Genomic DNA, 13,928 nt, shown 5'->3' with positions numbered 1-13,928 from the left:
CATATGCTACTAGCAAATATGTATATTTTAACAAATATTATGACGATTTTCGATAATAGAAATAATCGCAGTTTTGCCAAAGATATTGTAAAATGTTGACGTGTTTTAAACAATCTTAGTTGGGAACATTACAAATAAGAAACAGCATGTGGAGGTGTTTTATGATGAAAAAGAAGATGCTTTTATTCTCTGGTATTACAACAACGCTAGCCGCCGCTGCAACAGGTCTGTTCGGCTTCGCGCTTTCCAATAAATTAATGTATATCCAACAAAAAGACCCTGAATTTATACGGGAACGAGAAACGACCGCAAAGCGCTTTGATGAGGCTTGGTACAATAAAAACTTGAAATGTGAACTGAATATTGATTCTCCAAGTGGCTATACAATTCGAGGCATTATGTTTCAGCCATTGCAAACAAATAACACTATCATCATTTGCCACGGTGTTACCGAAAATAAAATAAATTCCGTGAAATATGCGCGCCTTTTTGAAAGACTTGGCTATAATTCTGTTATATTTGACCACCGCCGCCATGGTGAATCTGGAGGCAAGACAACAAGCTATGGCTACTATGAGAAAAACGATCTTGATGCTGTAGTGAAAACAGTAAAAGCCATGATTGGAGAGGATGCTATTCTTGGTATTCACGGGGAATCGATGGGTGCTGCAACCATGCTCCTCTATGCAGGAACAGTCGAGGATGGCGCTGATTTTTATATCTCAGATTGTGCGTTCTCCGACTTTTCTATGTTACTCAAACAAATTGCAAAAACTGAATTTAAATATGGCTCCATTATTCCTATTCGTTTTGCTGACTTTTTTGTTCGTCTCAGAGATGGTTACTCATTTAAAAGTGTAACACCTGCAGAAGCTGTCACACATATTGAAAAACCTGTGCTCTTTATCCATAGTATTCCCGATACGTTTATTCCAGCTTCCATGTCACTTGATCTCTACAATAAAAAATCCGGTCCAAAAAAATTAAAACTTTTTGATACGGGAGCACATGCACAGTCCTTTAATGAAAATATGGATGAATATGAGGATTTAATTCATGATTTTTTAGATAATTTTATTTATCAAAAAATCAATCGAGATTCTTCTTCCAATGTCATTCCATTCCATTTTTAGTGCATTGAAAAACCTTGCGTCATTTTACTCGCAAGGTTTTTATTTTATTCAATCTTCAAAAATAATATGCCATTCATTACGTTTCGCTAAAAACTCTTTTGCTAATGCTTGAGCCCCTTCTAAACTATGGCTAGCAGCCCAGCCACATTGCACTTCATTGCAGGCAGGAACTGCCGTTGCCTTTGTAACATCTGTAAATGTGTTCTCTAAAATCGTTAATAAATCCTCATAATCATTATGATTGATCAATGATACATAGAAGCCTGTTTGACAACCCATTGGACTGAAATCAACAATATGATCAGAGTAATTACGGATAATGTCAGCAGATAAATGCTCTAAAGAATGTAATGCAGGCATTTCCATATGCTCCTTATTTGGCTGTTTAAAGCGAATATCATATTTATATACTTCATCGCCATTTTTGCCAGTTTTAACACCTGCTAAACGAACATAAGGTGCCTTCACTTTTGTATGATCTAGATCAAAACTTTCTACATTTGTTTTTTCTTTTTGCAAAATACGCAACTCCCTTCCGTATAGTAACTCCATTATACATAGTTTCCCGATAGAGTTGTGTGATTTTTAAGAATTATTTAAATACTATTAAAAATAAAAAAACAACTAGTTAAGCTTGAACTAGTTGCTCTGATCATTCCAAATTACTTCTGGAATTTATTCATTTGCGCCATCATTTGACGTACTTGCTTTTCAGACGGCGTACGACCCATTTGCGCCATCATCATACGAATCATTTGCTCATTAATAGGTGGGTTTTCTTTCAAATATTTCATCATAGCTTGACGAGCGAAATAGAAACCAAGTGCTGCGCCCGCTGCTAATGCGATAATTACGATAATAATCCAGCCCCATGTAGGCATACAACCAACCTCCTCCACTACAATATACCGAGAAAAAACTCTCCACGCTCCATTATACACCAAATAATAGCGTGTTACTATATATTGTAGTGAATTTTCCTAGTGCATTGTATACTTCATCGGCTTTAACCACCCACACTCATTATCCTGTTTATTAAAAGCAATAAAACGTTCACTCATTTTAGCAAGCATTTGAAATAAATCTAAATCTAGCATTCGCGAACCTTCACAATAAACACAAATTTTACGATCTACTAAATAAATAGCCATTTTACCTTTTATCGGATGTTCTAAAAACAAAGCATTACGAGCTCTTTCTAGGTGTGCATATTTGGAATCGAGTTGATGCTCTAACATGGCTGCAATCTCCTCAAAACGAACGGATTCACATATATATGCAAGCTCTTTTAAGGATTTCTCATTGGCATCTTCACAACCTTGCATCATCTCTAACAACTTACGCTCTCTGCCAAAAATAAACGTTAAATGCTCTTCTTTTATCTTATATATAGAATAGGTTCTCACCAGAAATCCTCCTTCGCTCAGTTTCTTTTTCATAAGTATAGCTCATTCAATCTTGTTTATTTGTCAAACGAAGGAGGGATCTCTCTTCTATTTTTGTCGAAAAAATTCTAGTTTCGGGTCTATAAATGACTTTATGACAAATGGTATTTCCATCCAAAAATAATTAATATTTTTCCAAAAACAAGAAAAAAAGCTTGTTAAATACGGTCAAAAACCTTTTATTGCGGTTGCTTAGATGACTCTCAGCCTCAAGACCTAGTTCAAAATCAATTTCGAGTCCGTTTTAGACAATCTTGTAAATAGGTAACATAAAGGTACAAACGAAAGGAGCTAAAACAAATGAAAAAATTTCTTTTATTAACAGGAGGCGTCATTGCAGCATGTGTTGCACTAGCGTTAATTGGACCACTGGCAGGGTTATTATTCTCTGGATTATTTGTAGCACTGGGCATGCACTTCTACATTGCTAGTAAGTCATCTTTCGGTAAAATTTTCTGGTTTACAGTTGGTCTAATCGGTGTCCTATCAGCAGTGTCTAACATTCCAGCAATGGTGGGTCTTGCTGCGATCGCCATTATCTATGTTATCTATAAAAAATGGAATGGCGAAGATGTAAAAATCCCAACAATTGAAGGGAAAAAAGAAGAAGATCCATTTACAAACTTTGAAAAAGAATGGTCAAATTTATCAAAATAAAAGGAGCGATTTTAAATGAACTTATTTCAACGTTTTAGATATACAGTAGAGGCAGACTTACACCAGTTATTTGATAAGAAGGAACAAAAAAATCCGATTGCGATGTTAAATCAATACATTCGTGAAGCAGAAAAGCAAACAGAACAAACAGGAAAATTATTAGAGCGACAAGGGCAATTAAAAGAAAAGCTAGAGCAAGAATATAAAGAGAACGCTGATTTACTAGCAAAGCGTGAATCTCAATTAGCATTAGCAAAATCTAGCGGAGAGCAGGACTTAATTGATTTCGCTACGGATGAAGTAACAGCTTATTCAGCTCGTAACCTTACATTACAAGCTAGCATTGAAGCAAGCACTCGCGAATACTTCGAGCTTGAGCGTAAATTTGAAACAATGAAGCATAAAATTAAAGATATGAAAGTGCGTCAATTACAGCTGATGGGGAAAGAAAATGTAACTCGTGCCCATCATCAAATGGATGGAATGATTGCCAAAAATAATAAAACAAACTTTGAAGATTTAGAAGCATATATCGATAAATTAGCTTATCAAATCGATAAAGACCATGAGCTTACAACTTTTGAGGCAAGACTGGCAGAATTAGAAAAAAAAGCAGTAGAAGAAAGCTCACCACTGCTAATTGAAAATAAATAACATGGTATAATGAAACCAATGCGCCAACATTAAAAGGCGCATTCTTTCACGTTTAAGAATAGAGGGTCCATTCCCTCTCTTATACTATTAGTAGAAGGAAGGGTGACCCTCATGCAAAATTTCACAACAAATAAGCTCACATTTTGGGTTCTTTGCTTCTTTTTACTCGTCTTTGTGGAGCTAACTATATTTAATAATGGTGGCGCCTTCTGTTTATTGATTGGGGCTGTACTTCTTTATTTAAGTTTTTCCAAAAAAGTTCGATTTTTTAAATGGACAGGAATTTTCTTTATTGCCATTGCTTTGTTCACGATGTGGAGCTTACGTTTATTTATCGTCATCATGCTCTTATATATGCTCTATCAATACTTGCAAAGAGAAAACGAGCCAAAAGTAGTTGGCGCAGAGCTTTTTGAAAAACTCCCTGCGATTAAAAATGACTTAATTGGTACAATGCCAGCGCCTATAGAAGCTTATAAATGGCAAGATGTACAAATTCAGCGCCTCGCTGGAGATATTACCATCGATACAACGCAAACGATTTTACCAGCTGGCACTAGTCTTATTACAATTCGACAAGGTATTGGTAAAGTTCAAATTTATGTTCCTTATGAAATTCCATTCCGTTTACAGTATACGACGTTATTTGGTGAGCTTACCTGCTTACATGTAGGGCCGCAACGTATAGTAAATGAAAGTATTACTTTCTCAGACGGCAACCCTGAGGATGCTAAACGTGTACTGATTATTCATGTCGCAACCTGGCTTGGAGATTTGGAGGTGCTACGAAAATGATTGCCTTTATCTCAAGATTATTTACATTATTTTTTGTTTTAATGAGTGCTGTTTTCGGTCTTCTTGTTGCACTATGGGGCAATCCTGATGAAAAAACATGGCAGCCCTTATGGCAGCAGAATTACGATAATATCCCTCTGGGTGGCATCATCATAGTTAGCCTGTTTATACTTAGCTTCCTGTTTGCCAGCTGGATTAGTATGACGGCAAGGGCACGAGAAGCGCAGGCAACACGAATAGTGAAACAACTGATCGAGCCTGATTTTGTTTTTCCTAAAAAAGAAGCTCTTCCGAAATCGTTAAAAAAGGCACTTGTCCAAACGAGTGAATTAATCGATACGCAACGTAAAAGTCTACAGCGCTTGTCCAATGAACGGGCTGAGGCCAATGATAAAATTATTCAGGAGCGTATTATTGCTGAACGCCAACGACTAGCTAGAGAACTACATGATTCTGTCTCACAGCAACTATTTGCTGCTTCTATGTTACTCTCTGCATTAACTGAAAATGACGAACATGCTACTAGCTTAAAACAGGTGGAGAAAATCGTTCAGCAGGCACAGCTAGAAATGCGTGCATTACTGCTACACTTACGACCTGTAGCTTTACACAATAAAACATTGGCACAAGGCTTAGAGGAATTAATTATTGAACTTCAGCAAAAAGTTTATTTCCATATAGAATATGAATTAGAAGAAATGGCCTTAACTAAAGCAGAGGAAGATCATTTATTTCGTATTGCACAGGAGGCTCTCTCCAATACGCTGCGTCATGCCAAAGCAAGTGAGGTGGAATTACTTCTTGTGGCACGAGACGACTTAGCTATTTTACGAATTCAAGATAATGGTTTAGGCTTTGATGTGGAGGAAGATAAATCCACATCATACGGTTTACAAAATATAGCTGAACGAGCAGTTGAAATTGGCTGCACCTATAAAATTGTATCAGTGCCTGGTGAAGGAACAATTGTAGAGGTTAAAATTCCTTTACAAAAGGAGGAGGTCAATGTCGATGATACAAGTGCTCATAGTGGATGATCATGAAATGGTACGGATTGGTGTGTCAGCCTATCTTTCAGCACAGCCAGATATTACGGTTGTAGGTGAGGCTGAGAACGGTAAAGAGGCTGTGGAACGTGCCTTAGCGCTAAGGCCTGATATTATTTTAATGGATAATGTGATGCCTGTTATGACAGGAGCAGAGGCAACAGTGGAAATATTAGCAGCATGGCCTGAAGCAAAAATCATGATGGTGACTAGTTTTTTAGATGATGATAAAGTATATCCTGCCTTAGAGGCTGGCGCGGTAAGCTATATTTTAAAAACATCTAATGCCAAACAAATTGCAGATGCTATTCGAAAAACGATGGGTGGCGAAACGGTATTAGAGCCAGAGGTCACTTCCAAAATGATGCACCGCATGCGCCACGGCAATAGTACGCCACTATACGAACAATTGACTGAACGTGAAATGGAAGTATTATTGTTAATGGCCCAGGGTAAAGCCAATCAGGAAATTGCTGATGAGCTATATATTGCCTTAAAAACAGTAAAAACACATGTTAGTAATATTCTAGCAAAGCTAGAAGTTCAAGATCGTACACAAGCCGTCGTCTACGCATTCCAAAATGGACTTGCTAAATAACCCTACATAAAAAAACTGCATGCTGACATGCAGTTTTTCGTGTTTTTAGAGGTATTTTAGGAGATCATTTACATGGTCCACAATATATGTAGGCTCTTCATTTTTTAATTCTTCTAGTGACCCAAAACCATATGTCACACCGATGGCATCGATTTGATTTTCCCGAGCTCCGATTAAATCATATTTTCGATCCCCAACCATAATAAATCGCTCTTTTGGATAGGAGTCAAACTGTTGAAGCACTTCTTTAATAATCTCACTTTTGTCAGACCGGGAACCATCTAAGTGGCTTCCTACAACAAGATCGAAATAGGACTCTAGCTGAAAATGCTTTACGATTTGTTCCGCAAAGACAGTTGGTTTTGAAGTGGCAATAGTCAGTATATATCCTTGTTGCTTTAAATGAGCTAACAAAGCAGGAATATCTTCATATAGTTTATTTTCAAACATTCCCCTTTCCGTAAATCGTTCTCGGTAATCACTAATTGCTTGCGTTATTTGTGCAGCATTGAATCCATAGATTTCTTGAAAAGATACTTGTAAGGGTGGTCCGATGAATGGTTCCAGTTCATCCAAATCATTCACCATGATGCCCGCCTTCTGTAAAGCATGTTGCACTGATTTAGTGATTCCTATTTTGGGATCAGATAATGTTCCATCTAAGTCAAATAACACAACGCTATAATTCTTCATTCGCTCACCCTTCCTATTGAGTTTTTACATGACTATGTTTGCCGCTAAAAAAAGTACCACAACACTTAGCTGATGTTTATTCCGCTGAGTGTTGTGGTATTTGTTGTAAATTATAGTGCTTTCACTTTTGCTACTACGTTTTCAACAGTGAAGCCGTATTTTTCCATTACTAATTCACCTGGAGCAGATGCACCGAACTTATCAATTGCTAGAACATCGCCTTCAAAGCCAGTATATTTATGCCAGCCGAATGATGCTCCCATTTCAATTGCAAGACGTTTTGTAACAGCTTTTGGTAGAACAGATTCTTTGTAAGCTGCGTCTTGTTTTTCGAAGCGATCCATAGATGGCATAGAAACAACTGCTACATCTATACCGTCTGCTTTTAATGCTTTTTGTGCTTCGACAGCAAGCGAAACCTCAGAGCCTGTTGCAATTAAAATAGCATCTGCCACTTCTTTTGTAGCTGGAGACACTGTGTAAGCACCCTTTGCTACGCCCTCACGTACTGTTTCAATAGAGGCGTCAAGAACAGGTAAGTTTTGACGAGATAATACAAGAACAGTTGGTGTTTTTTCTGCTGCTACTGCAAGCTCCCATGCAACTGCTGATTCATTTGCATCCGCAGGGCGAATAACAGATAGGTTTGGCATTGCACGTAATGATGCAAGGTGTTCGATTGGTTCATGTGTTGGACCATCTTCCCCTACTGCAATCGAATCATGTGTGAATACATATGTGACAGGAAGACCCATTAATGCAGATAGACGAATTGCTGGACGAACGTAATCAGAGAATACGAAGAATGTACCACCGAATACATTTAAACCACCGTGAAGAGCCATTCCGTTCATAGCAGCACCCATTGCAAATTCACGAACACCGAACCAGATGTTACGTCCAGCATAGTCGTCTGCTGAGAAATCTCCTGCACCCTTCATCGTTGTTTTATTGGAGCCAGCAAGGTCAGCTGAACCACCAAATAATGAAGGAGTTTTCTTCGCAATAGCATTAATTGCATCGCCTGAAGAAGAACGAGTTGCTACAGATTTACCTGCTTCATATACTGGTAACTCAGAAGCAAAGTCTTCTGGTAATTCACCATTCATCGCTTTCTCGAATTGAGCTGCTAACGCTGGGAATTCTTCTTTGTATGCAGCAAATTTTGCATTCCAAGCTTCCTCTGGCTGTGCGCCTTGCACTTCAGCAGCCGCATTAAATGTATCGTAAACTTCTGCAGGAATTTGGAATGGTTCATGTGCCCACTCATAGGCAGCCTTCGTTAAGACAACTTCATCTGTACCAAGAGGTGCACCGTGAGAATCTGCTTTACCAGATTTATTTGGAGAACCAAAACCAATCACTGTTTTCACTTCAATTAATGTTGGCTTGCCAGTAGATTTTTTGGCTTCTTCAATGGCTGCATTAATAGCATCTACATCTGTACCATCTGCCACTTTTAAATAATTCCAACCATAAGATTCAAAGCGTTTTTGAACGTTTTCTGAAAATGACTTTTCTAAGTCACCATCTAAAGAAATATCATTAGAATCGTAAAGCACGATTAATTTTTCAAGTTTTAAGTGACCAGCTAATGAAATCGCCTCTGCTGCAACACCTTCCATTAAGTCACCGTCGCCACATAACGCAAATGTGTAGTGGTCAACAATGTCATGACCTGGTTTATTGTAAGTAGCCGCTAGATGGCGCTCAGCCATTGCCATACCAACAGTCATAGCGATTCCTTGTCCAAGAGGACCAGTTGTTGCCTCTACCCCTACTGTATGACCATATTCAGGATGTCCTGGTGTTAATGAATCCCATTGGCGGAAGTTTTGAATTTCTTCCATTGGTAAACCATAGCCTCCAAGGTGAAGTAAGCTGTATAAAAGCATTGAACCATGGCCTGCTGACAGTACAAAACGATCACGGTTAAACCATTTTGGATTTGCTGGATTATGGCGTAATTGTTTTGTCCAAAGCGTATAAGCCATTGGCGCTGCTCCCATTGGTAAACCTGGGTGACCAGAATTTGCTTTTTCAATAGCATCGATTGACAAAGTTCGGATAGCATTAATTGCTAAAAGATCCGCGTGTTGAGTCATTATATTGTGACATCCTTTCTCGTCCTATATATTGTTCTTTTACAGTTTAGTCAACATTGCTTTAGAAAACAATGCTTTTGTTATACTATTTGCGTTTTCATACATACTTTATTGAATTGTGTCACATTAATTTAGAAATTTATTTTTTTGCGCTTGTTTTACCTTCTCAGGCGTTACATCATTTCCTTCTGCATCGACCACTTTAACGTTTTCAATCGTATCTCGCATCGTTGCTCTAAACGTATCTAAATACTCCTTGCGAAGCGCTGTGCGCTCCTTTGCTTCTTCCTCTGTTAATTGTCCGCTTTTCGCTTTAGCAGATAATTCATTAATTCGGTTAATTTTTTCCTTTGATAACATGGTTACACACCTTTCAGTACCTAGCTTAATGACCTCAGTATGCAAAGTATAGCATGGTTTCCCTTAAAATGCAGTTATACCAACCCTTAAAAACACTTCTTAGCCATTCTTTACATGACTTCCAGAAGTTAGAGGTGTATAACTAATAATAATAGGAAAAATTTGATAGATAATAGGAGGAGCTACCATGAACATCACAACACCTAGACTACTTATTCGAACATTTGAAGCCCAAGATTGGCAGGCTGTTTATAGCTATATGTCAGATAAAACAGTCATGCACTATATGCCAGAGGGTGTGTTGAATGAAGATCAGGTTCAACATTTCATAACAGAGAATAGTAACGAGCAAGCAAAACATTTCGCCATTGTTTTACGTGAACAACAGCGAGTCATTGGTCATCTTGTTTTCCACAAATACTTTGGCGACCATACGTATGAAATTGGATGGGTTATGAATCCTGCCTATCACAATCATGGTTATGCTTCTGAAGCTGCTCAGGCCCTATTAGATCACGGTTTTAATAAAATGAAACTTCATCGAATTATTGCCACATGCCAGCCAGAGAATATTGCTTCTTACCGAGTCATGGAGAAAATCGGGATGCGCCAAGAAGGATTTTTTAAAAAATGCATACCTCATGGAGAGACTTGGTGGGATGAATACTATTACGCTATTTTAGAGGAAGAATGGAACGATCTAAAGGTAAGAGGTGTATGAAATGAAGAAAACTGCGGTGTTATTATACCCACAATTTAGTGAATATGAATTGAGTGTTGCTTTGTCCATATTAATGCAAGGCGGTAAACCCATCATCACACTAGGATCGAATACCAAACCTATCAGAGAAGAGCTGGTTTAAATTGTATAGCTGATTTATCCGTGAATGAAATAGAGCTTGACGATATTGATAGTCTACTATTACCAGGCTGTATGGATATTTCTACATTACAACTTGAAGAGAGCTTACTAGATTTCATTCGTTATCTATCTGCAAAAGGAGGAATGATTGCCAGTATTTCTAGCTCCCCTTACCTCTTGGCAAAAGCAGGTGTCTTAAAAAACAAAAAATATACAGTAGGACTACCTTTTGATGGTATGAAACAGTTAGGGTGCTTTGAGCTTCACAACTATTCAGATGAACTAGTGGTACAAGATGGCAATATCATTACAGCAAGAGGAAGAGGTTTTATTCCTTTCGGTATTTGTTTTGGGCATGCATTAGAGCTAAATTTTGATGAAAATTGGTATTAAGTGAGGATTTAAAACCCAAATGTCCAATTAATCGGGCATTTCATGTTGTTGAAAAAAGATGATGTCATTAGTAGAATGAGACCTTTTAACAAGGCGAGCGGTGTTTTCCGTTCCGCCAGTGTCCTTTCGCAGCTTTACTCACTTACGTTCGCTCAAGGGTCTCATCTGTGACGCTGGCTCCTCTCCAATCAACCATTCTGCAAAATGTCTTTACTTCATACTAGCAGAGCAATCAAATAGTCCAATATCTGTATTCTTAGGGGGATGGGATTTTTATTTTCAATGTGGAAAAGTGATGCGTGTCCCCCCCTCTATAAAGAGTAGTGAACACCTTTACTTTATCTGAAAACATTTGCTAAAAAAGATAAATATTTATGGATTGGAGTGGAGGGCTACTTAACTCCCGTGGGATAGCGAAACAGGCGAAACTCTAAACGGAGCGGTAGCGGAGGAAGCGATTTAGTGCTCGCCAACAGGAAAGCAAGTAGCCTGCAACGGAAATCCATTTCTACCCTTTAATTGACTGTTTTGTTTTTCACTAAGAAATGTCCAATTAATTGGACATCCATTGTATATGTCTAATACTTTGGACAAAATGGAGGGATAATTCTGAAGAACATCATCAAAATTTTAAGAAAAAAATTAGGCATTACACAAGCTGCACTTGCAAAAGAATGTGGAGTTGTGAGACAGACGATTAATAGCATTGAAAATGATAAATATGATCCGACTCTTGAATTAGCTTTTAAGATTGCTAAGGTTCTTAATAGCCGTATTGATGAGGTGTTTATTTATGACTAAATTTCACCCAAATTATATGATTACAATGAAGGACTTCGTGAAAGAACACTCGGCAATTTTAAGAAAACAAACTCAAGAAGTGTCGATACCAGTGACCACTGAGGATCGAAATACCCTCCTAGCCATGCTACAATATCTGAAAAATAGCCAAAATCCAACGCTAGCAAAAAAATATAAGCTTCGCCCTGGAAGTGGACTCTCTGCTAATCAAATTGGCGTAGATAAACGAATGTTTGCTGTACTCTTTGATGACCAAGAAATGATGCTCTTTAACCCTAAAATAATAAGTCATTCCATCAATATGATTTATCTACCGGAGGGAGAAGGCTGTCTATCTGTAAATCGACCTGTTCCTGGTTTTGTACCGAGATATGAGAGAATTAAAGTCAAAGCTTATGACATCGATGGACATGAAATCATTGTACAGTTACAGGGCTATGGGGCCATCGTTGTACAGCATGAAATCGATCATTTAAATGGCATCATGTTTTATGATCGAATAAATAAAGAGCACCCTTTCCAACTGCCTAGTCATGTTATCATCGAAAGCTTTTCTTCCCTTCAGTAGTTTTTTACAGAAAAAAAATTAGCAGGAATATTATTTTCCTGCTAATCTTTCTTGGTGCTCTTGGAAACGACGATGTACAGTCGCCTTACTTACCTCAAAGCCTAACCCTCTAAGCGTTATAGAAATTTCTTCAAAGGTAAATCCACGTTTGCGTAGCTTCACAATTTCCTCTACAGGTAGATCTTTACGCTCCTGCCCCTGCGGATTACCTCGGTTCGATAAATTATTTTCTGGACGATAACCGTTTTCTACAGCACGTCGCATACCTCGTCGAATTTTAGCATTATGAATTCTACGCTGATATTCCTCTACAATCGCTAAAATTTCAAGCAGCATCGTATCCATTTCATTTAATTGGACTGGGCCTGCATCACGCATAGAAAAAACGTCAGTTGCTGACTTTTGTAATAAATGTAATACAGCCATCCTTGCATTGCCTCGTCCTAAACGAGTTTCATCTTGGACAAAAAGAGCATTAATGTTCTTATCTTTTATAAAATCAAGCATTTCTAGTAAGCCTTCACGTTCTACATCATAGCCACTATGTTGATCTTTGAACACGCCCTTCACCGCATAGCCTTGCTCTGTAGCATAGCGCAGCAACTCTTCCTGTTGGCGCTCTAATGAGGAGCTTTGTGTTTCTTTTTCGGTACTTACGCGACAATAGACAACAGCCGATAGTTGATTATTTATCATTGTTCATTTCTCGCAATTTCGATAGTATTGATGGGACTGGCTTGATCACTCACTACAGGAATAACTAGAGATTTTCCTGCTACAATTTTAATATCTGCTAGTTCATTTTCAGTTTTTACAAGCTTTATCCAATCATCAGTACTCATTTTACCACGATATTGCTCGGCTAACGACCACAAGCTATCCCCATGTTCGATTTGAATTTCTGCGTAACTAACTTTTCCTGGATCAGTAATGTAAAGGTATGCTGCAAATAATAAACAAGCTCCTATTAAAATTGAGATATGTGTGTTTTTCTTAAACCATGTCATAATCATTACCCCCTTTTTAAGAATGTTTGTTCGGAATGTATGTTCCCATAATAAAGCGAACAAACGTTTTTGTCAAACACTTTTCGAACCTATGTTTGCATACGTGTTCGCATTCTGTTATACTATCAAATAAGAAGAATGATTTTAGAAAAAAAGAGGTGAGCACTCATGAAAAAAGTTTCGAAAAGACAAGAGGACATTTTAGCTTTCATTAAGGAAGAGGTACGAGCTAAAGGATATCCACCATCAGTACGCGAAATTGGTGAAGCAGTTGGACTTGCTTCCAGTTCAACTGTTCATGGACATTTAGCTCGATTAGAACAAAAAGGCTTTATTCGTCGAGATCCAACAAAGCCACGCGCAATTGAAATTTTAGAGCCTGAAGAATCCATCCAAAAGCAACAGGTGATCCATGTTCCACTTGTCGGGAAGGTTACAGCTGGTTCTCCAATTACAGCAATTGAAAACATTGAAGAATACTTCCCATTACCCGATACGTACGGCACAAGTGAAGATCAATTGTTCATGCTAGAAATTATGGGAGAATCAATGATTGAAGCTGGGATTTTAGATGGAGATTTAGTCATTGTAAAACAAAAGGCAACAGCTAATAATGGGGATATTGTTGTAGCTATGACAGCTGAAGATGAAGCAACTGTAAAACGTTTCTTTAAAGAGAAAAACCATTTCCGTTTACAGCCTGAAAATTCTTCTATGGAACCTATTATTGTCGATCAAGTTTCTATTTTAGGACAAGTTGTAGGTCTTTACAGACGTGTACATTAACGATTAAAGCAGGTTTTGAGGATTA

General features: G+C 38.0%; 20 protein-coding genes. 12 read left to right on the top strand and 8 right to left on the bottom strand.

What is annotated here, in order from left to right; translation table 11 throughout:
* The first annotated feature begins 164 nt into the window (after nt 1-164).
* Nucleotides 165-1,133, top strand: a complete 969-nt coding sequence (locus HCH28_RS07580; protein ID WP_221680870.1) for an alpha/beta hydrolase — start codon at nt 165-167, stop codon at nt 1,131-1,133.
* Between the two features lie 48 nt (nt 1,134-1,181).
* Here the strand turns inward: HCH28_RS07580 and HCH28_RS07575 are convergent, their stop codons facing one another.
* The 3 genes from HCH28_RS07575 to sirA all read right to left on the bottom strand — a co-directional run bounded on the left by HCH28_RS07575 (nt 1,182) and on the right by sirA (nt 2,539).
* Nucleotides 1,182-1,685, bottom strand: a complete 504-nt coding sequence (locus HCH28_RS07575; protein WP_221680467.1) for an S-ribosylhomocysteine lyase — start codon at nt 1,683-1,685, stop codon at nt 1,182-1,184.
* Nucleotides 1,686-1,795: 110 nt separating this feature from the next.
* Complete coding sequence (locus tag HCH28_RS07570; protein WP_004232154.1) at nt 1,796-2,014, bottom strand: YneF family protein; 219 nt, start codon at nt 2,012-2,014, stop codon at nt 1,796-1,798.
* A 99-nt stretch (nt 2,015-2,113) separates the two neighbouring features.
* Nucleotides 2,114-2,539, bottom strand: coding sequence for a sporulation inhibitor of replication protein SirA (gene sirA, locus HCH28_RS07565; protein ID WP_004232148.1), 426 nt, complete (start codon nt 2,537-2,539; stop codon nt 2,114-2,116).
* Between the two features lie 339 nt (nt 2,540-2,878).
* On the opposite strand from sirA, the gene HCH28_RS07560 reads away from it, so the two are divergent.
* The 5 genes from HCH28_RS07560 (at nt 2,879) to HCH28_RS07540 (ending at nt 6,328) form a co-directional block, all read left to right on the top strand.
* Nucleotides 2,879-3,235 (top strand): lmo0954 family membrane protein, encoded by a 357-nt coding sequence (locus HCH28_RS07560; protein WP_221680466.1) that lies wholly within the window; start codon nt 2,879-2,881, stop codon nt 3,233-3,235.
* 15 nt (nt 3,236-3,250) lie between these two features.
* The gene (locus tag HCH28_RS07555) at nt 3,251-3,889 is read left to right on the top strand and encodes a PspA/IM30 family protein (RefSeq protein WP_009370701.1); all 639 of its coding nucleotides are present in this window, start codon (nt 3,251-3,253) and stop codon (nt 3,887-3,889) included.
* A gap of 111 nt (nt 3,890-4,000) precedes the next feature.
* On the top strand, nt 4,001-4,684 hold the full coding sequence (gene liaF, locus HCH28_RS07550) for a cell wall-active antibiotics response protein LiaF (RefSeq protein WP_255600943.1): 684 nt from the start codon (nt 4,001-4,003) through the stop codon (nt 4,682-4,684).
* Nucleotides 4,681-5,721, top strand: a complete 1,041-nt coding sequence (locus HCH28_RS07545) for a sensor histidine kinase (protein WP_221680465.1) — start codon at nt 4,681-4,683, stop codon at nt 5,719-5,721. The genes liaF and HCH28_RS07545 overlap by 4 nt, the downstream gene beginning before the upstream one ends.
* Nucleotides 5,696-6,328 carry a response regulator transcription factor gene (locus HCH28_RS07540; protein WP_009370700.1) on the top strand — a complete coding sequence of 211 codons (633 nt, stop codon included), beginning with the start codon at nt 5,696-5,698 and terminating at the stop codon, nt 6,326-6,328. Before HCH28_RS07545 ends, HCH28_RS07540 begins: the two co-directional genes overlap by 26 nt.
* A gap of 45 nt (nt 6,329-6,373) precedes the next feature.
* Here HCH28_RS07540 and HCH28_RS07535 read toward each other — a convergent pair whose 3' ends face one another.
* The 3 genes from HCH28_RS07535 to HCH28_RS07525 form a co-directional block, all read right to left on the bottom strand.
* Nucleotides 6,374-7,021, bottom strand: a complete 648-nt coding sequence (locus HCH28_RS07535; RefSeq protein ID WP_221680464.1) for an HAD family hydrolase — start codon at nt 7,019-7,021, stop codon at nt 6,374-6,376.
* Between the two features lie 110 nt (nt 7,022-7,131).
* Complete coding sequence (tkt, locus tag HCH28_RS07530; protein ID WP_221680463.1) at nt 7,132-9,126, bottom strand: transketolase; 1,995 nt, start codon at nt 9,124-9,126, stop codon at nt 7,132-7,134.
* Nucleotides 9,127-9,252: 126 nt separating this feature from the next.
* Entirely contained in the window at nt 9,253-9,486 is a 234-nt protein-coding gene (locus HCH28_RS07525; protein ID WP_004232132.1) for a DUF896 domain-containing protein, read from the bottom strand.
* 187 nt (nt 9,487-9,673) lie between these two features.
* Between HCH28_RS07525 and HCH28_RS07520 the strand changes: the two genes are divergently transcribed.
* The 5 genes from HCH28_RS07520 (at nt 9,674) to def (ending at nt 12,110) form a co-directional block, all read left to right on the top strand.
* Entirely contained in the window at nt 9,674-10,207 is a 534-nt protein-coding gene (locus tag HCH28_RS07520) for a GNAT family N-acetyltransferase (protein ID WP_221680462.1), read from the top strand.
* Nucleotide 10,208: 1 nt separating this feature from the next.
* Nucleotides 10,209-10,349, top strand: coding sequence for a hypothetical protein (locus tag HCH28_RS24980; RefSeq protein WP_255600939.1), 141 nt, complete (start codon nt 10,209-10,211; stop codon nt 10,347-10,349).
* Nucleotides 10,350-10,369: 20 nt separating this feature from the next.
* Nucleotides 10,370-10,741, top strand: coding sequence for a DJ-1/PfpI family protein (locus tag HCH28_RS07515; RefSeq protein ID WP_370635350.1), 372 nt, complete (start codon nt 10,370-10,372; stop codon nt 10,739-10,741).
* A 609-nt stretch (nt 10,742-11,350) separates the two neighbouring features.
* The gene (locus HCH28_RS07510; RefSeq protein WP_066036592.1) at nt 11,351-11,542 is read left to right on the top strand and encodes a helix-turn-helix transcriptional regulator; all 192 of its coding nucleotides are present in this window, start codon (nt 11,351-11,353) and stop codon (nt 11,540-11,542) included.
* Complete coding sequence (gene def / locus HCH28_RS07505) at nt 11,535-12,110, top strand: peptide deformylase (protein WP_221680461.1); 576 nt, start codon at nt 11,535-11,537, stop codon at nt 12,108-12,110. Before HCH28_RS07510 ends, def begins: the two co-directional genes overlap by 8 nt.
* Nucleotides 12,111-12,140: 30 nt before the next feature.
* Here def and HCH28_RS07500 read toward each other — a convergent pair whose 3' ends face one another.
* Both HCH28_RS07500 and yneA read right to left on the bottom strand, forming a co-directional pair.
* A complete protein-coding gene (locus tag HCH28_RS07500; RefSeq protein ID WP_221680460.1) occupies nt 12,141-12,806 on the bottom strand; it encodes a YneB family resolvase-like protein in 666 nt (221 codons plus the stop codon).
* Nucleotides 12,803-13,117, bottom strand: a complete 315-nt coding sequence (yneA, locus tag HCH28_RS07495; protein ID WP_048391327.1) for a cell division suppressor protein YneA — start codon at nt 13,115-13,117, stop codon at nt 12,803-12,805. The genes HCH28_RS07500 and yneA overlap by 4 nt, the downstream gene beginning before the upstream one ends.
* A gap of 168 nt (nt 13,118-13,285) precedes the next feature.
* Here yneA and lexA point away from each other — a divergent pair, with 168 nt between their 5' ends.
* Complete coding sequence (gene lexA, locus HCH28_RS07490) at nt 13,286-13,903, top strand: transcriptional repressor LexA (RefSeq protein ID WP_004232118.1); 618 nt, start codon at nt 13,286-13,288, stop codon at nt 13,901-13,903.
* Nucleotides 13,904-13,928 lie beyond the last annotated feature (25 nt).

The organism is Lysinibacillus sp. K60 (assembly GCF_019731275.1).
GTDB lineage: Bacteria > Bacillota > Bacilli > Bacillales_A > Planococcaceae > Lysinibacillus > Lysinibacillus capsici.
The sequence above is the reverse complement of the archived record's forward strand: the minus strand, read 5'-3'. Positions and strand labels throughout refer to the sequence as shown.